The organism is Sulfurospirillum halorespirans DSM 13726 (assembly GCF_001723605.1).
In the GTDB taxonomy this organism is placed as follows: Bacteria; Campylobacterota; Campylobacteria; order Campylobacterales; family Sulfurospirillaceae; genus Sulfurospirillum; species Sulfurospirillum halorespirans.
Window position 1 is genome coordinate 1,874,317 of sequence record NZ_CP017111.1, and the last position, 19,121, is coordinate 1,893,437.

General features: G+C 40.3%; 21 protein-coding genes. 3 read left to right on the plus strand and 18 right to left on the minus strand.

All coding sequences use genetic code 11. The annotated features are described in order from the left end of the window. Positions 1-71: 71 nt before the first annotated feature. The 6 genes from SHALO_RS09340 to SHALO_RS09365 form a co-directional block, all read right to left on the minus strand. Positions 72-530, minus strand: coding sequence for a hypothetical protein (locus SHALO_RS09340; protein ID WP_145923251.1), 459 nt, complete (start codon positions 528-530; stop codon positions 72-74). Positions 531-537: 7 nt separating this feature from the next. Beyond that, entirely contained in the window at positions 538-1,050 is a 513-nt protein-coding gene (locus tag SHALO_RS09345; protein ID WP_069478288.1) for a cytochrome b, read from the minus strand. Between the two features lie 9 nt (positions 1,051-1,059). Further along, positions 1,060-1,503: a hypothetical protein gene (locus tag SHALO_RS09350; protein ID WP_069478289.1), complete on the minus strand. Its 444-nt coding sequence runs from the start codon at positions 1,501-1,503 to the stop codon at positions 1,060-1,062. Positions 1,504-1,590: 87 nt separating this feature from the next. Continuing rightward, positions 1,591-2,811 carry an ATP-binding protein gene (locus SHALO_RS09355; protein ID WP_069478290.1) on the minus strand — a complete coding sequence of 407 codons (1,221 nt, stop codon included), beginning with the start codon at positions 2,809-2,811 and terminating at the stop codon, positions 1,591-1,593. Then, positions 2,801-3,460, minus strand: coding sequence for a response regulator transcription factor (locus tag SHALO_RS09360; RefSeq protein ID WP_069478291.1), 660 nt, complete (start codon positions 3,458-3,460; stop codon positions 2,801-2,803). Before SHALO_RS09360 ends, SHALO_RS09355 begins: the two co-directional genes overlap by 11 nt. 4 nt (positions 3,461-3,464) lie before the next feature. Next, positions 3,465-3,737 (minus strand): metal/formaldehyde-sensitive transcriptional repressor, encoded by a 273-nt coding sequence (locus tag SHALO_RS09365; protein ID WP_069478292.1) that lies wholly within the window; start codon positions 3,735-3,737, stop codon positions 3,465-3,467. A 69-nt stretch (positions 3,738-3,806) separates the two neighbouring features. Here SHALO_RS09365 and dmeF point away from each other — a divergent pair, with 69 nt between their 5' ends. Continuing rightward, positions 3,807-4,754 (plus strand): CDF family Co(II)/Ni(II) efflux transporter DmeF, encoded by a 948-nt coding sequence (gene dmeF / locus SHALO_RS09370; protein ID WP_069478293.1) that lies wholly within the window; start codon positions 3,807-3,809, stop codon positions 4,752-4,754. Between the two features lie 48 nt (positions 4,755-4,802). On the opposite strand, the gene SHALO_RS09375 is transcribed toward dmeF, so the two are convergent. From SHALO_RS09375 to ggpS, 7 genes are all read right to left on the minus strand, one after another. Continuing rightward, positions 4,803-5,294 (minus strand): hypothetical protein, encoded by a 492-nt coding sequence (locus SHALO_RS09375; protein ID WP_069478294.1) that lies wholly within the window; start codon positions 5,292-5,294, stop codon positions 4,803-4,805. Next, complete coding sequence (locus SHALO_RS09380; protein WP_069478295.1) at positions 5,291-6,880, minus strand: PepSY-associated TM helix domain-containing protein; 1,590 nt, start codon at positions 6,878-6,880, stop codon at positions 5,291-5,293. Before SHALO_RS09380 ends, SHALO_RS09375 begins: the two co-directional genes overlap by 4 nt. Next, positions 6,873-7,172, minus strand: coding sequence for a hypothetical protein (locus SHALO_RS09385; protein WP_069478296.1), 300 nt, complete (start codon positions 7,170-7,172; stop codon positions 6,873-6,875). Before SHALO_RS09385 ends, SHALO_RS09380 begins: the two co-directional genes overlap by 8 nt. Before the next feature lie 14 nt (positions 7,173-7,186). Further along, complete coding sequence (locus SHALO_RS09390; RefSeq protein ID WP_158513720.1) at positions 7,187-9,202, minus strand: TonB-dependent receptor; 2,016 nt, start codon at positions 9,200-9,202, stop codon at positions 7,187-7,189. Positions 9,203-9,325: 123 nt separating this feature from the next. Next, entirely contained in the window at positions 9,326-10,312 is a 987-nt protein-coding gene (locus tag SHALO_RS09395; protein ID WP_069478297.1) for a helix-turn-helix transcriptional regulator, read from the minus strand. 129 nt (positions 10,313-10,441) lie between these two features. Further along, positions 10,442-11,509, minus strand: a complete 1,068-nt coding sequence (locus SHALO_RS09400) for a mechanosensitive ion channel family protein (RefSeq protein ID WP_069478298.1) — start codon at positions 11,507-11,509, stop codon at positions 10,442-10,444. Beyond that, positions 11,506-13,773 (minus strand): glucosylglycerol-phosphate synthase, encoded by a 2,268-nt coding sequence (gene ggpS / locus SHALO_RS09405; protein ID WP_069478299.1) that lies wholly within the window; start codon positions 13,771-13,773, stop codon positions 11,506-11,508. Before ggpS ends, SHALO_RS09400 begins: the two co-directional genes overlap by 4 nt. Before the next feature lie 256 nt (positions 13,774-14,029). Here ggpS and SHALO_RS09410 point away from each other — a divergent pair, with 256 nt between their 5' ends. Further along, positions 14,030-14,302, plus strand: coding sequence for a nucleotidyltransferase family protein (locus SHALO_RS09410; RefSeq protein WP_238585228.1), 273 nt, complete (start codon positions 14,030-14,032; stop codon positions 14,300-14,302). Between the two features lie 76 nt (positions 14,303-14,378). Next, positions 14,379-14,873, plus strand: a complete 495-nt coding sequence (locus SHALO_RS09415) for a hypothetical protein (protein WP_069478301.1) — start codon at positions 14,379-14,381, stop codon at positions 14,871-14,873. 25 nt (positions 14,874-14,898) lie between these two features. Here SHALO_RS09415 and SHALO_RS09420 read toward each other — a convergent pair whose 3' ends face one another. The 5 genes from SHALO_RS09420 to SHALO_RS09440 all read right to left on the minus strand — a co-directional run bounded on the left by SHALO_RS09420 (position 14,899) and on the right by SHALO_RS09440 (position 19,120). Then, the gene (locus SHALO_RS09420; RefSeq protein WP_069478302.1) at positions 14,899-15,336 is read right to left on the minus strand and encodes a nucleoside deaminase; all 438 of its coding nucleotides are present in this window, start codon (positions 15,334-15,336) and stop codon (positions 14,899-14,901) included. A gap of 100 nt (positions 15,337-15,436) precedes the next feature. Then, positions 15,437-15,874 carry a hypothetical protein gene (locus SHALO_RS09425; protein WP_069478303.1) on the minus strand — a complete coding sequence of 146 codons (438 nt, stop codon included), beginning with the start codon at positions 15,872-15,874 and terminating at the stop codon, positions 15,437-15,439. Positions 15,875-15,882: 8 nt separating this feature from the next. Further along, positions 15,883-17,514 carry a hypothetical protein gene (locus SHALO_RS09430; protein ID WP_069478304.1) on the minus strand — a complete coding sequence of 544 codons (1,632 nt, stop codon included), beginning with the start codon at positions 17,512-17,514 and terminating at the stop codon, positions 15,883-15,885. Between the two features lie 107 nt (positions 17,515-17,621). Beyond that, positions 17,622-18,317, minus strand: a complete 696-nt coding sequence (locus tag SHALO_RS09435; RefSeq protein WP_069478305.1) for an SIR2 family NAD-dependent protein deacylase — start codon at positions 18,315-18,317, stop codon at positions 17,622-17,624. 11 nt (positions 18,318-18,328) lie between these two features. After that, entirely contained in the window at positions 18,329-19,120 is a 792-nt protein-coding gene (locus SHALO_RS09440; RefSeq protein ID WP_069478306.1) for an alpha/beta fold hydrolase, read from the minus strand. Between the last annotated feature and the right edge of the window lies 1 nt (position 19,121).

Sequence of the window (19,121 nt, forward strand, 5' to 3'; positions counted from 1 at the left end):
TTATTATTGTATTTTAGTGTTATCAAAAAACATATAACATAAAAAAAGAAAAGCCTTACGAAAAGTAAGGTTTATTTCATAACGTATTTGACATGATCTTTATAGGCTAAATGGCATGAAATACAGCTGTTTCCCAACTCTTTAACATTATCATACGCACCCATCCAATCTTTTTTTTGGACCGCTTTTTCAATCAAAGCAACATCTTCATCCATCTTTTCATCATGATAAACAAGCATTGCTTTAAACCCTTCTTGGCTATCCTTATCCATAATGAGCCACGGACTTTGCTTAGGTGCTGGATGGGTTCTGATAAAATCAATACCACGATCCACAAGGAGTTTATTCATAGTAATGACACCTTTTTGGATGTTATCATACGCCATACCCATACCGCTCATGAGTTGCGCATAGGTAATGTCCTCTTTTTTCATACTTTTTACAAGATCTTCTGCACTTTTTTCTTGCGCCACCAATGTCAATCCTGCACACACTAAAAGCGTGCCTATTTTTAATAATTGTCTCATCATTGCTCCTTTAAAACCACATGCGTTTGATAATATTGTTCTTACTTTTAATGGCATACGAGACCACACCTGCAACGTGCATGACGATTAAGAAGAGAAGCACTTTGGTTAAAAAACCATGGACAATGCCCACGCCAAAATCTTTAAAACTACTGTAAAGCTCTTTTTCTAATCCGAAGAAAATCATCTGCCCTAAAGAAGCACTTTGTGCAAGCACAAATCCACTGACACCAATCGCAATAATGACACCATAGATGGCGATATGATTGGCTTTCATCATCGTAGCTCTAAAAGGGCTCATAGAAAGGGCTTCGGGCTTTGGAGCTCTTGAAATCATCCAAATACGCATCACGCTTATCAATGTTGTGAGGATGCCTAAAATCATGTGGATTTTTAAAGAACCCAACTTTTCAACCGTATTGGGCATGTTCGATAAAACAAATGTTCCTGTCATCAAAAGAAAAATAAGCAATCCCCCACTAAGCCAGTGGAGGATAACAGAGCGTGATGTGTAGCGTGTCATAAGTGCTCCTTAGATCGCAAGTTTGGTAGCTAATGTTTTGCGTTGTTCGGTTGTCAAAACACTCAAAACTTTTTCAATGCTCTTGGCTTGAACATCAATCATCTCTTTAGACAAAGAAGCTCTGTTTTTGACAAAACCCTCTTTATCAAAGGTGCCATCTTTGTTGATAATAACGACCGCTTCTTTGGTGTCGACTTTGTCAAAACGCTGTTCGCGTACATCAAACATCACTTTTTGAATCTCATTCCATTGTGTTTTAGACAAATCCATAGTGGAGAGTGTCATCATAACCTCTTGCATACCATTGCCACTCATTGCCATCTGCTTTTGAAAAGGCATTTTGCCTGATCTGCTATCGCAGTCCATAAAACCTTTTGGTCCTCCAAAAGCGTAAACTGAGCTTGATGCCACCATAAGCGCTAAACTAAGTGTGATGAGTTTTGTTGTTTTCATCGTGAATCCTTTTTTTGATTTGTGATGAAATTATAAAAGACGAAGGTAATCCGTAACCCAAGCGAAGGTAAACAGAGGTAAACAGGATTATTTTGGAGAAATGATTAGCGTAACGTGAGCATTCTCATAGCTATAGTCTATCGTATAGCCGTTAAGATGGACGGTTTTTTGAATGATAAAAAGACCAAATCCATACCCCGTTGAGCTCTTATGTCTTTGCGTTTTATCCAATTTCCAACTGTGTAAGTTCTGAGAAATATCAATAGGAAGCGGTTCTCCTACATTGGAAATGTGGAGTTTATTTTCCTTACATGTAAGAGATACTTTATGGTTTTTTGAATACTGCAAGGCATTGTCGAGTATGTTTTTCAAACAAACCAACCACAACTCTTTATCCCCGTAAAGCGTATACCTTTCACATCCCTTTGTTTGTATAGCGTCCGCATCCTTTACATGTAAGGTTTGCAAAACTTCTTCTAAAAGGGAGTTTAGCGCATGAGGGTGTGGCAGAATTGCTTCATTTTTACCAATAAGCTCTTCTAAGGTCTTAAATGTATTGAGCTGAGCGTTAATCGCCTCAAATACCGTATGAATCTGTTCATGCGTTTTCACTGAGGGCTCATTTTTAAGGTAAAACATTCCTTTTGCCAAAGGTGTTTTCATCTCATGCATAAATATTTTATTAAACATCTCGCGCGTTTCTAAAAGGTAGCCAATATGACGAATGGCTTTGTTGTAGGAGTGGGAAATTTGATTGATTTCTTTATACTGTGAGGTCATTGCCACTTCAGAATAATCCCCACCTTCCATTCTTTTAAAGTGTAGCTCCACATCCATAAGCGGTGTGAGCATTTTTTTTGAGACCATAAATAAAATCGTTTGAAGCCCCAACAAGATAGCAAAAATGGAGTGAATCAAAATGAGCGCATAGTCCTCTTCTAAATCTTCTAAATAGATAGTGCCTATGGGATTGTACACATACAACACCTTTTTTCCTTGATACGAAAAGAGGCTGAAGCCTTTAAGCTCATCTCCTTTGTGATAAAGCATTTTTGCTTCGCTAGGGGGCTTTTGGGTAAAAATTTTAACGTTATACGCTTTCAAATCCTCATCACTAATGCTAAACGATTGAATCAACACGGGTTGTAATGAGCTTGCGATACTAAAATAACGCGCCATATTGTGCTCATCTTGCAGGTGTTTTTGGCGAATATAAAAAAATCCCCACAGTCCAAGAATCACCACAAGAGAAATCACAAATAAAAGCCTGATTTGTGCGATTAATGAGGTTTTGATATTACTCCACAAGGCGGTACCCTCGACCACGAAGGGCGATAATATGTTCTTTGAGAGAATAGGGTTTGATTTTTCCTCGAATTTTGCTGATAATCATCTCTAAACTTTTTCCATCCATTGATGAAATGGCAGGCGAATCGTAGAGGAGTTGCTCTTTGGAGACCACATTGCCATTGTGTTTGACAAGCTGTGAGGCAACTTCAAATTCAGCTTCGGTGAGGAAAAGAGGATTTTCTAGAAAAAGAACATCATGGGCTTTGGCATCAATGACAAACGCCCTGCTAGGCTTTTCATCTAAAAAAGCATTAACCCTTCGAAGCAAACTGCTGATGCGTGCATACAACTCATCAGGATCATACGGCTTAGGCAGGTAATCATCTGCACCAATTTGTAATCCCATGACTTTATCGCTGGTACTGTTGCGAGCGGAGGAGATAATAATAGGAATCTGACTTTTTTTTCGCAGTTCACGACACACTTCAAGCCCATCCATCCCCGGAAGTCCCAAATCCAAAAGCACTAAGCTGTATGGTTCAAGGGGTGTAACAACGGCTTTAAAAGGGTCATCACAGATATCTACGTGTAAGCTTCTTTGCTCCAAAAATGCTTGAATCAAAGAGGCAAATTCTTCATCATCTTCAATCAATAAAATCTTTTGCATCGCCTTACCTCAAATACGTTTTTAAAAGACTCGCAAGGTTAAGTATCTCTTTTTCTCTATCGTCTTCGCTGACGTGATTTCCCAGATGCTCTTTGATATGCCCGTCCAGTACCTCGCTCATTAACGAGTGTATAGCACCGCGTGCCGCGCTGATTTGTTGTAAAATTTTAAAACACTCTTTTTCGTCTTCCAAAGCTTTTTCAAGACTGCTCAATTGACCTTTGATTTTTTTGACCCGTAAAAGCAGCTTCTCTTTATTGGCAATCGTATGAGACATTTTTGACTTTTATAATTTTATTAGATATACTGGGGTATAGTATCAAAAAAAAATTTAAAAAGGTCTAAAATGAACACGCTAGAATCGCTCAAAAGTCTTGCACATTCGCACAATTTCGATACGTCAAATCCGATTTCCCAGAAAAACACGCTTTATGCCACGCTTTTGACGTTTACGATGATGGTCTTTGAAATCGTCGGCGGCCTTTATTTTAACTCGATGGCACTTTTAGCGGACGGATGGCATATGAGTTCGCATGCCTTAGCACTCGGTATGGCATTTACGGCATATGTTATGGCAACTAAATACGCACAAGATTTTCGCTTCAATTTCGGAACGTATAAAATAGAAGTGCTAGGCGGTTATACCAGTGCGATTTTATTGCTAGTCGTCGCTTTTTTTATGGCGTACCATTCGATCGAACGTCTTTTCAATCCGGTGCAAATTGCCTATCAAGAAGCGATCGCCATAGCTGTTCTCGGATTGATCGTCAATCTTGTATGCGCATGGCTGCTCAAAGACGACGATCATCATCACCACGGACACGATCACCACGGACACGATCACCACGGACACGATCACCATGAACATCATCACCGTCACGATATGAACCTTAAAGCCGCCTACCTTCACGTTCTCGCCGATGCCTTGACGTCGGTTTTGGCGATTGTCGCACTTTTAGGCGGCATGCTATGGGGTGCAAATTGGCTTGATCCGGTGATGGGAATCGTCGGTTCGGTCTTGGTTTTCATATGGGCGGTAGGGCTCATCAAACAATCGGGGAAAATACTCTTAGACGCAACGATGGACGAACCGATTGTTCAAGAAATCATCGACGTTATCAATGCTTTGGAAGAAAAAATCTCGATTAAAGATTTACATGTATGGCAAGTCGGCAAAGGCAAATACGGCTGCATTCTCACACTGTGCGCTCAAACACCCCTGAGCATCGAGCAGGTCAAACACGGACTTTCCATTCATGAAGAGTTGGTACACGTATCGATCGAACTCGCATAAAAAGCTTCCTTAAAGGTGCCAACACACCCTATCGGCACCGCAAAAACATTACGATTTAGCAGAATTTAGCTTTTTAAGCAGTCTATTTGTGTTGTAAATACTGATAAACAGCGTCCCACCTAAGAGCACAAATGCCAAGCCAAGGCAAACACTGAGTGCGAGTGGTACGCTTTGGCTCATCGCTTTTGTGGGAGAAGCTGATTCATTTTTGGTGGCTGTTTTTTTAAACCCAGCTTTAGGCGCGATGCCTTTACGGCTTATCTGATGACCAGGACCTCCATCTAAAATCACCTCGTACGGCACTTTAGGGATGCTCAAAACAAGTTCACTGCTATCGGGCAGTCTTTGTTGGAGTAAAATCTCTTGGCTTCCTAAGGCTTGCAGTTTCACCAATGCTCCAGGAGCGCCCTCGCCTGTGCTAAATTCGCCTTTGATACTGATTGTGTCATCGTCATTGTCGCTTACATGTAACAACAATGTATGCGCGCACATAAGCGTTGGCACCATCAATCCCATCATCCACACCATAAATTTTTTCATGCTCTCTCCTCTTTTTTAATCCAAAACGATTGTATTGCTTCAGGCTGACACGGTAGTTTTCGTGCACTCCAAAGCAGCGCGCATCCCAACAACAAAAGCCAAATATCGACCCCTAAAATAGGGCTAAAAGGGAAAAATCCTAGCATAAACCAGTGCAGTAAAACTGAGCCGATAAACAACACACCTCCCAAGGCTAAAAACTCTTTGGCAGCTTGGTAGGTGTTGAAGCGGTAAAACGCCCAGAAAAGCGTTGCGAGCCACGCATTGTAAAAGAGTCCTTTTTGCCATAAAAGCCGATCACTCAGATCAAACGGTAAAAGCCACTGCAACACGAAAAGCACACCCGTGGCGGGAATGACGCCGACCATGATGCTTAAAGAGAATTTTGCCATCCAATGATAAAAAGGAATGCGCTCATCAAACTTTTTCGCCTGTTTTTCAAGCCACAGCATCACGCCAAAACCGATTGCCAGAGCAGATGCGACCATCACTAAGGCCACTAACGTTCGGCTGATAATATCCACGCCTGCTAAAAAATGAAGAAAGAAGGTCGCTTCCGCAAAGAAAACACTCCACGAACGATCCAGTGCTTTTTGCTCAGAGATAAGCGAGCCATCGACCGCACTGAGGGTTAGACTAGGCTTGTTAAACGCACCACCATTTAGAAAAGGCTTGGTAATATCGTACCCTTTGAGCTCGATCTGGGCATTTGTAGCGTTCCAGTTGACCAGCTTTAATTGCTGAAAGTTGATCTGCGGATTGAGGGTTTGCGCTTTTGTGATTAATGTCTTAATCGGTAGCATCGGTGCTGTTTCACCAGAAGCGATACGCGCCTCTTCTTTAGGAAAAAGCACGGGACCGATGATCGCATCGATGCGGCTCTCTTTGCCACCACTTGCCAATTTTGCCATAGGAATGGAGCTTAAAAGTGAAAGGTTCATAAAAGCACCGCTGAGTGTAATCAGTAAAAAGATAGGAAAAACCCACGTAAAAATCTTTACATGTAAACGTGAAAAAAGTGCTTGCGGCGTTTTGGGTTTGTTCTTGTAGGAGAAGATAATGATCAAAATAACGCCTGAAATGACGATGCTCATCACACCCACAGCCATAAAACCAAAGAGTAAACGCCCCAAAAAGCTAAAGGCGACTCCAAAAAGCTCTTTATCAAAATCCAGCACTTTGCCGTAATGGAGTTTATTTAAAAAGCCTGCAAGATGCGATTGCGCTCCTTCATCCTGAATCTTTTCACCACTAAAAGGATTGAAAAAAAGTGGGGCACTAAAACGGTGTGAAATGCTCAAAGCCGTTTCCCCTTTTGTTCCAGGAAGTGTGATAAGCAGGTTATTTTTAGGAAAGTTGGGGTCTTCTAAAACCTGATTGAGCATTGTTTTATACTCAATCTGCGTCACATCTGTCCTCTCAATATGACGCGATGGCTTTTCCCACACTTGAAGGTACGGCAAAAAAATGGCAAAAATGCCAAAGAAAACGCTGATGTACATGACCAGCGAAACAACCATACCAAGTGCGGCATGAAGCCTTAAAAGGCGTTGTTTCCATAATTTAGATGCGTTAATCTCATTCATACAGCCATCCTAAAATGCCCACAACGATCAACGTTGGAAGCACAAAACGAAGCAGTGCGCTAAGTTTGCTAGGCGCTAAGGCGATCCACAAAGCGACCGCCGCCCACGCCAACGTGTTGTACAAAAGAGCGATCACGGCGAAATCGTTTTTAAAAGGCGAATCAAAAGCGACCAAAACGCACAGGCTAAGATACGAAAGCACCAAACCGCCAAAGATGGCGGTGATGATGCGAAAGAGCCCGATTTTTTTACCATGGGGCTCTGGAGTTGATAAATAGCGATAAAGGCTCATATGTACGACTTCCCTTAAAATCGGTAATCAAACGTCACGCCAAAGGTGCGCGGTTGACCCACTTGTAAATTGGTTCCTCGATATGAATAAAGCACGTCTTCATCCAACGTATTTTTGACGTAGGTACGAATTGTATAGCTTTTGGTTTCATAGCCAAAATTGGCATTGACCAGCGTATATTTGCCTGCGGTGTAGGCTTCGTTGTTATCGATGCCTGAGTAGTATTCACCCACATACGAGAGGTCGCTTCCAAAGAATAAGCCTCCGCCAAAGTGTTGGGTAAAACCAACATTGCCCGTAAAATGAGGCGCGTAATTGAACTCATTTCCTTTATAACTCGTACCTGTTGGCGTTTCGGTGATTTCAGATCGTAAAAGACCAAACCCGCCGTGTAGCTCCAAATTTGAGCTCAAACGGTAACTTGCTTCGGCTTCAAAACCGTAACTTTTACCCTCAGGAATGTTGGTAATACGATTACTTAACAAGCCTTGGTAGCCATCATAATCGTTGTAAAAAAGGTTGGTATTGAGCGTTAGACTTTTATTGAGCATTAACGAGCGCGTTGTCGCTTCATACGTCCACACCTCTTCTTTATCAAACTCATAGTACGTATAAGGCACCGCGCTCACATAAATGGAACCACCACCGGGCGTGTAGCCTTTGCGAATCGTAAACCCTAAATTGTGCTCTGGAGTAAGTTTGTAGTTAATGCCTACTTTTGGCAGGAAAATCGTTTCAGCCGTATCGGTATCGGTGGAGGCCATATTGGCCCCTCTTTGATACGAAACGTCTCTTTCTTGTTGCTCTCTCTCAACACGTCCACCAAAAATTACATCTAAAGAATCGCTTACATGTAAAGACTCTTCAGCAAATAAAGCGGCCGTTTTGATCTCATCATCACCACTCAACAGTGTGATACCATCGGTTGCAATATCTTGCGTACGGTTGTAAAAATAAAGCCCCACCATGCTCGTCAACAACCCACCTTTGGGGTCATGCACCAAACGCGTTTCAAGGGTATTGCTCTTTTCATCCAGATCCAAAGGCATCACGAGTGTTGCTTGTTCAAACGAGGCTTGATAATCGCTATGACCGAGTAGCGTATAGAGTTTTAGATCATCATTGATCGCGTATTCGACATCGACACTTACGGTTGTGGTGGTGGTATCGGTGTAGCGCACAGGGTTGGAAGATGTGACGACATCTTGGAATAATGAAATATCAGGGTTACTGATTTCATTCATATATTCGCCCTCTTGGCTGCGATGCGATACGGTCGTCTTAACGATCAACCCTTCAATATCTTTAGGAATCCAAAGCATTTTTCCCCGCACACTGCCTTGCTTAATCTCCGAAGCATCCCAAGGGGTACTCGCGCCTGTGTAATTGATAAATCCATGTCCGTAAACGCCCTGCGCAGCCAGTCGTAAGGCTAATTCATCCTCTACGATGGGACCTGAGATCATCGCGGCAAGCAGCGCTTTGTCATCTTCGTTTTCATAACCAACGCGCACAGCACCCTCAGGCTCAAACGTCGGATCTTTGGTATTGATGACAACCGCACCACCGATGCTATTGCGTCCTTGTGTGGTCGATTGAGGGCCACGAAGCACTTCGATCTGTTCAATATCCCAAGCGCCAATGTCCAAATAACGCTGTCCGCTCCAACTCTCACTCAAACCATCCACACTCGTACTAATGCGTGGACGCGCCCCCGAGATAAACGCGTGCATTCCCGATGCAGGGCCTGCGCCACTGACACCACGAATGACGGGAAGATCTGAGGGATTATTGATCATATTGGGTACTTGCGCCGCTACATCGTACGCCGATTTTGTTTGTGAAGCATCAATGGTATCGCCCTTGAAAACACTGACTGCGGTTGTTGTCTCTTGCAAAGAACGCTCAATTTTTTCGCCCGTAACGGTTACTTCTGAGAGTTCCACCGTGGTAGTGTTTTCTGAAAATGCAAGTGACGGTAGCAGTAAACATACAGCCAAACTCATTTTCCATAATTTTTTGTCTAACATCCATCGTCCTTTTTGTATCATGTTTGTTTTGATGGTGGAAGTGTGCCATTTATGAGGATGATTATCAATAAATAAAGAGTCACGAAAGGGAAAAAAAGAGATAAAAAGAGGAAAAAATGCGATTTACAAGAGTTGTTTGCGATAAATGCTCGGCGATATGCCAAAATGCTCCACAAAACGTTTGCTAAAATTGCCCGTGTGTTTGTAACCGACTTTAAACGCCGCCTCTTTCACGCTCATATTGTTTTGCAGTAAAGTCTTTGCCACATCCAAGCGCTGTTTTTGAAGCATCTCATACACGGTCATGCCGTAATACGCTTTAAAATCTTTTTTGAGATAGCACTCATTAATCGCCGAACGATAGGCAATCTGTTTGATCGAAAGCTCTTTATCGTACTCGTGCAAGATGATATGTCTCGCTTTTTCAAGGGAATGAATCGTTTTAATATCCAACGAAAAATCGGCAATCTTGTGCATCGTACTCATCATACGCTCAATCGTATAATGCGCCAAATACATAATATGCGCCTCCAAATAGAGCACATTCAAGAGATTTTCATCCATTGCGTGTTCATCAAACGCCTTTAAAATCTCCAGTTGTCTTAGATCAATCTCACCACCTTCTAAAACAGCATAACCATTCTGTTGCGTCTCCTCAGCCATCTTTGTGTACACCTCTTGATAATTTGAGATGAGATGAAACAGCAGCTCTTCTTTGATGCCAATCGTAATCGTACGGTAGTGCTTGTCTTTTTGCATCTGCATCTCCATACAAAACGCATGGGACGAAAAACCGATAAAAAAGCTGTTTTTCTTGATGAGGTATTGTGTCTTATTTTTAAACACGTGCGTAAAGTCATCGCCAAGGTTGAACACCAACACCGCCCCAGAAATATCCGAAGAGAGCGACGTTATCGTATCTTGATGCAAAACATACGCGTACGTGTACGCCGCCACACCGTTTCCAAGGTTATACCAAATAAACGTCCCATCCCCCAGTTCGGGTTTGACCTTTGCCAAAAAATTTTCACGCGAAAAAGGGTACTGCTTCGTTTGAGCGATCTGCAACAGATCATAAGCATTGATACGTAAAACAGAACTTTCGCTCACCCTCTTCCCCTAAAATTAAGTTACCATGAGTTGATAAGCATTCTCAAACAAAGGTATTTTATATTGTAGCAAATCTTCGCCTTAAAATGTAAAAGGTTCTTACATGTAAAGCCTTGATCTCTTCAAAAATCACACTTCTTCTGTATTTTTACGGATAAAAAGTGTGTGTGTTGGGTAGGCAAATTCGATCCCTTCTTTACCAAAAGCTTCAAATATTGCCATATTAATCGACTCTTGAATATCCATATAGATCGTGTAATCATCGCTATTGACGTAGTACACAAATTCAAAATTCAAACTTGAATCGCCATAGCTTGCAAAATGCCCCCGATCATACGTTGTCGTATCGATCATGGTAATAATCTCTTTGACGATGGTCGTGATTTTTTTGAGCTGTTCTGGTGCAATCTGATACGTCACACCTAAGGAAAATACAACCCTTCGCCTTTCCATTCTTTTATAATTATGCACGCGGGAATTGGTCAAATCGGTATTGGAAAAGACAAGTTGCTCGCCACTGAGTGCTCGAATACGGGTCGTTTTGATACCAATATGCTCCACAACCCCTATTTTATCGCCAACCATGATAAAATCACCCGACTCAAACGGTTTATCAAAGAAAATGACAAAATAGCTAAAAAGATCCCCAAGAACAGCTTGAGCGGCTAGCGCAACGGCAATACCACCAATGCCAAGACCTGCCACCACGGCGGATATTTTTACCCCAAGATTATCAAGGAGAAACATGATGGCAATCATCCAAATAGCAAAACTCACCAGCCCACTAATCCCTTTGAGTTGATCTTTCTTTTGGATCGAATCAACCGATGTTTGTAAATAGCGTTGCAAACTATAATGAGCAATAGCAATCACAATACGAACAGAGAACATGGTCAGTACCACAAAGATCATCACATCAAGGATATGTTCAAATTTTGAGGACAATACAAGAAATTTGAGCGATAGATAAAAGATAGAAAAGTAAAAAACAGGAATAAAATACGTCTCGATGACACTGATGATTAAACCACTCACGTTTGTGGGAATCGCATTAATCCATAGTTTTAGCTTTGTCAAAATGTAATATTTAAAGATAAAAACAGACAAAGAGCCTAAAGTAAAAAACCCAAAAGCAATGCAATAGTCCAAAAGCGGATTGCCCATAATCGTATAATCTAAGAGTAAATTGATCGTCATGTTATCGTACGATCAGGAATCACCGCACGCATAAATCCTTCGCCCCATGTGTGAACATCGTTACTGCGCACAATCGCATTCATACGCATCATTCGGTACGTCCGATCATCTTCGCCTAATGTTAAGGCAAGATAGAGCACCTCTTCCATACTTTTCGCATCGTAAGGATTAGTCAATAATGCGCCATGAAGTTCAACCGCAGCTCCTGCAAACTCAGAGAGAACAAGCACGCCATTGCCCCCTAAATGCCCTTGTGTTGCCACATACTCTTTGGCGACAAGGTTCAGTCCATCGCGTAACGGGGTAATCCACGCAACATCCGCCATAGCATAATACGCAATCACCTCTTCATAAGGAATAGAGCGGTAAAAATAACGCACAGGCGTCCAATCCAGCGTCGAAAAGCGACCGTTAATGCGCCCAACTAAGGTGTCAACTTCGACTCGAAGTGCCTCGTACACTTCCATACCAGGCGCTGCTGGGGTGACAAAATTGAGCAAAACCAACTTTCCAACAAATTCAGGGTGCTTTTCAAGTAACGTCTCAAACGCCACAAGTTTTTCAAGCGCACCTTTGACGTAGTCCAGTCGCTCCAATGAGAGAATGACACGTTTACCCAAAAATTGAGCGCGAATATCTTCTATTTTATGGTGCAATGTCGTTTTGTGAAGCAAATGATCAATCTGCGCACAATCAATCCCAACAGGATGCGCACCCAACCTCACCCTCTTTCCTAAAACCTCAATCTCATCGCTCATCAAATCCACACCAAGCGCGCAACCATAGGTCATAAACCGTGGAGCACAAGGGAGTTGGGAAAGAATTTTTGTCGGGGCATAACTGCGCACGACATCGACAAAATTTTCCACATAACGAGGAATGTGAAAGCCTATATAATCGCACTGCAACAGACTTCCGATGATCTCACGACGCCACGGAATGATATTGAAAATATTGGAAGGTGGAAAGGTTGTGTGGTGAAAAAAGGCGATTTTCAGATCGGGTCGTAACATGCGCAAAAACGCAGGCACCATCCATAAATTATAATCATGAATCCAAACCAAAGCGCCTTTTGATGCTTCCAGTGCGGCTTGTTTGGCAAAAATTTCATTAATTTCAAGGTAATGTTCCCAGTGTTCTTGCTTAAATTCAGCCTTATCGGGAAAGGAAAAAATGATGGGCCAAAATGCCTCTTTGGAAAACTTCTTATAAAACAGATCCACATCTTTGGCTAAAAGAGGAATGCGCGCGGCTTTTAATTTGGGGTATTTTTCCACATCAACATCAACATGCACTTCAAAGTTTGAAGGTGTGCGTGAGCTTTGTTGCGACCACGCAACCCATGAGCCCTCAACGCCTGAGGAGAAAAAATTTAACAGTGTTGGCATAATGCCATTGGGACTTTTAGGTTTTCTCCTCTCTCCATTTGCCAACTCATCAAAGGGCAACCGATGGTACACCATGACCAAATCCGACGTTCCCTCTTCATGCACCACGCTTGGCTTCTCACTTTTCAAAAACTGATAATGCGCAAGCCCCTCAATAATCCCCGCACACCCCTCGCCCGATGAAAGATAAACTCCTTTGTCATCACGAACTGCGTGCACAAGGGCTGGCTCTGCTCCTCCCACAACGATGCTAGAGAAGCCTTCTTGAAACATCGACAAATCATTCATCGTGTCACCCGCGGTCACAACCGTTTCGTGAGCAAATTCAAGATGCGCACACAGCTTCCGCAAGGTCGCACCTTTGCCAACGCCTTTAGGTAAAACATCAAGGTATTTTCGTGCGGAGAAAAGAAGCTCACACCCCAAAGAGGCAACAACAGCTCTTAGCGCATCATCAATCATCGCTTCATGCACCAAAAACGAGCACCGACGCTCCTGTGGAACACTTTGGCGCTCTAAATAGGAAAAAGATTCCAGTGCATCTACCACCGATTGCGTGCCAGGCCAAAGATCGGAAATCTCTTGTTGCAACGGAAAAACAGGCAACAACGTATCACCATAAACCACCGTCGCCCCCACATCCGCGATAATATAATCAGGTCTGGGAACCATCGGGTCATTTAAAACAGGCAAAATCGACTCTAAGCCTCGTCCTGTGACAAAAACAAGTTTAGCATAAGGAATATTTCCGCTAAAAAGTTCACGTAAATGCCGTCGTGCTGGCAGTGGACCTGCGAGTAAAGTACCATCCAAATCCGTTGCTAGAACAACGCTTGAGTTTGAATGTAAAGAAGAAGAAAGTAATTTTTTAAGCATCTATGCCTCCATTGCATTTTGTTGTGCAAAACCCTTTGGTGGGGCAACATTTATGTAAAAACACCTCGTCATATTGAATTAATAGCCATATAATAGCTTCGTATGTCAATCTATTGTAGCTAAAACTTTTACATTCTAGCTTAGGGGATGCGGTGTAAATGCGTGTCGTAAATCTTTACATGTAATTCACAAAGCGCTCAATCTTCGCTATAATTTTTTTATGAAAAAAGAAACCATTCTTCAACAGCTTAAAAGCATGAAAAATAATTATTTACCTGAAGGCTTTGTTATAGAGGGCTTATTTGGCTCTTACGCTCGTGATGAAGCCGATGAGACAAGTGACATTGACATTTTCATCGAAGCCAAACCCTCCTTTGTCGAACGCTACGGCATTAAATCTATTGAGCTAATCGAAGAAATTAAAAAAGAGATGAGTTCTGTTTTTGGCATTTCCATTGATTTGGCTGATAAAACAGGCATGGGTAAAACTGCTCAAAAATTCATTATCGATCGAACGATTTATGTCTAAAGTGTATTAGAAGTTAAAATTCAACTCAGGTTTTTTACTTTTTAGCTATTGCAAAAATTGTGGAGGTAAAGCTAGAATGAACCAACAAGATGATACAAAGATAAGCATACCTTTTGAAGCTATTTTAAAGCACAGTAAGTTTTTTAACTATAAAGTTCTTATACTATTTCTTGGCATGGTATGTGGTGTTATATTTCTTTTGCTGAGCAATAGTCAAAAAGTTTTTGAGGCAAACGTCTATCCAAAATCTGCAAAAGAAATTCGTAATATCCATTATTTAAAAACTAAAGATGGTTTTCTTTTTACTTTTAGTGCCAATAATGCAAATCTCAATGAAATTATTGATTTTAACGCCATGAAAAAGGAAGCTTCTTTATCCGACAAGCTTACTTATATCATCGATAGATCAGTATCTCAAGCTAAATATACCCCTAAAAAAAGACATGAATTTTTATGGCCAGAAGAGTCAAAGATACTACAAGAGATGGCAATATACTCATCAGATAAAATGAGGAAAGTTTTATTTATCAATCACAATGGAAAATGCTTTTACATTGTCAATAAGAATTAAAAGTTTACCCCGACCTCTTTTTCTTTTATACACCAATATCTTCATTCCAAAGTTCAGGATTATTTTGTATAAAAGATTCCATAAGTTGACGACATTTTGGGTTATTGATGACTTCAACTTCTACCCCTCGAGACCTCACGTACGCTTCTGGTCCACAAAAGGTTTGGTTTTCACCGATAACGACTTTGGGTATGCCATAAAGCAAAATGGCACCACTGCACATATCGCAAGGAGATAACGTAGAGTAAAGAGTGGCTCTTTGATAATCGCCTGCGCTAAGTCGCTCAGCATTTTCCAAACAGTCCATTTCGGCATGCAGTACAGCACTTCCTTTTTGAACTCTTTGATTGTGACCACGCCCGACGATTTTACCGTCTATCACAAGAACCGCACCAATAGGAATACCACCCTCATCCAACCCTTTTTGCGCTTCTTCTATGGCTGCTTCTAAAAATTTATCCATTATTTTTGCCTTTTAGTTATCTTAGATTGCTTTACATGTAAAAAATGAAATTTCAGAAAGTTAAAAGTTTAACTCCGACCTCTTTTTATTTTATAGTGAATCAAAATGATAATACTCCACAATACATCCACAAATTACATATAACAATTTGATTTAACAAAAATCCTATTGTAAAACTAAAAAAACCTACTCGTAAATTCTGGGCTGGCAAATGATTGTTTTTTTTCTTCAACCAAAAAGCTGTAATCATAACCGTAAGAAAAGCTCCTGGAAGTGAAAAAATATGTCCTAATCCTAGAAGTCCTTCTGGTATCTTAGCAGTCCAGTTTATGTTCAAATAAATTATAAAACTAATAGCAATTGCCGTTGATACACCTGTATAGAATGATGAAGTAAGCTTAAAAGCTGAACTCAGTCCAAGAATTATAAGTGGTACTATAAAATAGTACCAAAGTCCTATATACAAGCCATCACCTATTCCCAAAACCAATATTGGTACTATCATAGATACTAGTATTGATATATACAAATTTTTCATAATACCTCTTAATTTTGTCTTTGAAGGCTAACTGTTTTATTTACAAAATTGATATTCCAATAAATATCAAATTTTTTCAACTGTTCAAATTGAAAGTTATCTTCAAATCCTAATTGAATCTTTGGAACAGATTTACTTTTATAATAATTAACAGTACAAATGAAACTTGTATTGCTTTTCAATAAAGCAAATCTTTTTCTCTCATTTGATTTAAAAAATACAGAGATACAAACAACATCAGCTTCGACTGAACCATATTTTATTTTTGTTATAGGATTATTTTTATTTTCCAAAACTCTAATTTTACTCACAGCTTGAAAAAGCAATTTCTCTACAGCTTCTTTAGTGATTAAAGAATCTTCTACAAGTATTTTTGCATCAAATCTTTTTATTCCATCCAAACTAATATCTTTAATTTGTATAACTTCCCATCCGATTCCATATATTTTAGGAAAAATTTGAAACTTATAAGAACGATTATCTATATTTGTGTCTTGAATATCAGGTATTAAGATAAATGATTCTTTTGATAAGTAGTCATCTAGACTTGTTACTGATTCTTCTTTGGACATTTTATAGAGTTGAGAGTTTTCAAAACTTATCATTCCTCCTATACTATAAGGATGCCTATAATTTATAAAATATCTTTCATACTCAGGGAAAACTATATAAAGTATTTTCCCGATTAAGACCAAAAGATGAATGATTTGATTTTTATCATTTATATTTTTTATATCAATATGTATATTTAACTGTGTAGTACCAATTATACCTTTTGAAAATGTTTTAACTCGAATATTCTCATTATGTAAAAATAACTTCACATATTCTTGAGTCATTTTTTCATCAATAGATGATAAATATCTCTCATTAATCACATTGGTTACCATCAAGAATTTAATTATTCCAAGTATACAACCACTAGCAATATCAAGTAAATTATTCTTTATATCTTCAAGTTCATAAGATTTAATTGTTTTAAAAACTTCTTCCCTTGTTCCATGTTCTTTAAAAGAATAAATAATTTCGCTTCCATTAATTTCAACTTGACCATGGCTTATAGCATTTCTCAAATCAATATTTATTCTAGTTAAAAATTTGTAATTAAGTTTATTCAAACTACTTTTTAAAGCTCCTAGTTTATTTTGTTCTTTGTAATTTTTATCGGCTACAAAATCATTTTCAATATACAAAATAAATCTATACAAAATAAATCTATACAAATGATTCAAACAAAATTCCATCAACTGAGTAATAATAGGCAAATAGTATATTTTAATTTTTATTGATTCATCAAAAGCGACATCATCAAGTTCATTGTAAGTTTCTAAAATATGATGGTATAAATTAATTGCACTAAATAAATTATTTTGTTGCTCAAAAAATACTGTTGAAAATTTTTTACTGTCTTGCAAAAATAGGTTATCTAGATTTTCAAATACTTCATTTTCTACATCTCTATTAAAATAATATTGTGGTTGTGTCTTGATAAAATCATATAAAATTCCAATAAAGAATAGTTGTATATTCTCTTCATTCAAAGAAAATTTCTCTTTGATAATCTTTATTTTATCTACCAAATTAGCATTATTTGATACTACGCTGTATTGTGTGAACAACGTCAATAATAAATTCTGCATTTATTTTTTTGCAACCTTTTCATAGATTTTTAAGAAAGAAAAAAGCTTAGGGCTAAACTTTTAACTTTGTTATCCTTCTAAATTTTACATGTAATATTTTCAAAGAATTACCCTTGTAAAAACCGCTCCACATCCCCAACGATTTCATCCACCGCCTCAGTAGCTTTTTGATGCAATACTTTGGTATAAACCCTCTCATTAATGGCGTTACTTGGCTCTAAATTATTGAGGATGGAAACCTTTACATGTAAAGCAAAATGATCCATAGCAACGACGTTTCCGCTTGAGCCGATGATGACTAAAAACTGGCACTCTTCCATCGCTTCATAGAGGTGTTCGTACATTGGAGCGGCTTCGCCGAAGAAGACGATGTCGGGACGAAAGGAGCCGCCGCAGTTTTTACATGTAAAGGTTCGCTCTTGCTTGGTGTAGCCGATGAGATGGGTTGTGCCACACTGTTCACAGCGAAGGCGAGGTAAAAAGCCGTGCAAGTGCAAAATCTCTTTGCACCCTGCTCGCTCAAAAAGATCGTCGACATTTTGGGTGATGATGGCGATGTCGTTGGGGTATTTTGCTTGAAGCTTTGAGAGAGCATAATGCGCGGCATTTGGTTCTACAGAGGCGAGTTGTTCGCGCCTTGCGTCGTAAAATGTGAGGGTATTTTCACGGTTCCAGCTCAAACAGCCAGCCTGACAGATCTCTTCGATGCGGTACTTTTCCCACAGTCCACCCGTGTCGCGAAAGGTGGAGAGTCCACTCTCCGCACTGATGCCTGCTCCTGAGAAAATCACAACCCGTGCCATGGCTTGCCTCCTTAAAGTTTTGCTAAAAATGCCTTGATCGCCTCGTTGCACTCTACTGGGTTTTCAACCACACTCATATGCGCCGCATTTTTGATGAGCACAAACTCTGAGCCCTTTATTTGCTCCGCCATTGCTTTCATTTTGACTGGAGGTGTTAGGGTGTCGAGTTCGCCACACAAAACAAGGGTTGGAATGCTGATAGAAGGAAGAAAAGATGTCATGTCATTGCGTGTCAGCATGGCAAACAAACAGCCCTTAACACCGATAGAGTTAAACTTCGTCGACTTGGCGATGCGTTTATCGACCACCTCTTTGTGCGCTTTTTTATAGCCATCGCTGAAACAGTGTCCGATGAAATTTTTGGAAAACGAGGTCAAGCCTTGTGCATTGATGCGTCTGATGACGTCGGAGCGGTTGAGTTTGCCTTCATTATCGTCGGCATTGGAAGCCGTGTCGCATAAAATGACCGCGGAAAAAGCATTTTCCATGCGTTCAAGGGCGCGAAGGGCAATGTACCCACCCATCGAGAAGCCACACAAGATCGATGGCTTTTCAATTCGAAGCTCGCTAATCATCAGTTCAAGATCGTCGACAAACGATTCCATGGTAAACTGTCCATCACCCACAGAAGAGCCACCAAGCCCTCTGATGTCGTACGCCACACAGTAGTAGTTTTCACTCAGCGCTGCGATTTGCTCGTGCCACATGGTATGGTCATACGGGAAACCGTGTAAAAAAATGATTGCTGTATCTTTCTGATTGCCTTCCACTAAAACCGATAATCCGCCGATGGTTTTTTTCATA

Bases quoted from the DNA above. Each gene is read 5' to 3' on its own strand.
- SHALO_RS09340 (WP_145923251.1), bottom strand. From the start codon at position 530: ATGATGAGACAATTATTAAAAATAGGCACGCTTTTAGTGTGTGCAGGA.
- SHALO_RS09345 (WP_069478288.1), bottom strand. From the start codon at position 1,050: ATGACACGCTACACATCACGCTCTGTTATCCTCCACTGGCTTAGTGGG.
- SHALO_RS09350 (WP_069478289.1), bottom strand. From the start codon at position 1,503: ATGAAAACAACAAAACTCATCACACTTAGTTTAGCGCTTATGGTGGCA.
- SHALO_RS09360 (WP_069478291.1), bottom strand. From the start codon at position 3,460: ATGCAAAAGATTTTATTGATTGAAGATGATGAAGAATTTGCCTCTTTG.
- SHALO_RS09365 (WP_069478292.1), bottom strand. From the start codon at position 3,737: ATGTCTCATACGATTGCCAATAAAGAGAAGCTGCTTTTACGGGTCAAA.
- dmeF (WP_069478293.1), top strand. From the start codon at position 3,807: ATGAACACGCTAGAATCGCTCAAAAGTCTTGCACATTCGCACAATTTC.
- SHALO_RS09375 (WP_069478294.1), bottom strand. From the start codon at position 5,294: ATGAAAAAATTTATGGTGTGGATGATGGGATTGATGGTGCCAACGCTT.
- SHALO_RS09380 (WP_069478295.1), bottom strand. From the start codon at position 6,880: ATGAATGAGATTAACGCATCTAAATTATGGAAACAACGCCTTTTAAGG.
- SHALO_RS09385 (WP_069478296.1), bottom strand. From the start codon at position 7,172: ATGAGCCTTTATCGCTATTTATCAACTCCAGAGCCCCATGGTAAAAAA.
- SHALO_RS09390 (WP_158513720.1), bottom strand. From the start codon at position 9,202: ATGTTAGACAAAAAATTATGGAAAATGAGTTTGGCTGTATGTTTACTG.
- SHALO_RS09400 (WP_069478298.1), bottom strand. From the start codon at position 11,509: ATGACGATCAATTTACTCTTAGATTATACGATTATGGGCAATCCGCTT.
- ggpS (WP_069478299.1), bottom strand. From the start codon at position 13,773: ATGCTTAAAAAATTACTTTCTTCTTCTTTACATTCAAACTCAAGCGTT.
- SHALO_RS09410 (WP_238585228.1), top strand. From the start codon at position 14,030: ATGAAAAATAATTATTTACCTGAAGGCTTTGTTATAGAGGGCTTATTT.
- SHALO_RS09415 (WP_069478301.1), top strand. From the start codon at position 14,379: ATGAACCAACAAGATGATACAAAGATAAGCATACCTTTTGAAGCTATT.
- SHALO_RS09420 (WP_069478302.1), bottom strand. From the start codon at position 15,336: ATGGATAAATTTTTAGAAGCAGCCATAGAAGAAGCGCAAAAAGGGTTG.
- SHALO_RS09425 (WP_069478303.1), bottom strand. From the start codon at position 15,874: ATGAAAAATTTGTATATATCAATACTAGTATCTATGATAGTACCAATA.
- SHALO_RS09430 (WP_069478304.1), bottom strand. From the start codon at position 17,514: ATGCAGAATTTATTATTGACGTTGTTCACACAATACAGCGTAGTATCA.
- SHALO_RS09435 (WP_069478305.1), bottom strand. From the start codon at position 18,317: ATGGCACGGGTTGTGATTTTCTCAGGAGCAGGCATCAGTGCGGAGAGT.
- SHALO_RS09440 (WP_069478306.1), bottom strand. From the start codon at position 19,120: ATGAAAAAAACCATCGGCGGATTATCGGTTTTAGTGGAAGGCAATCAG.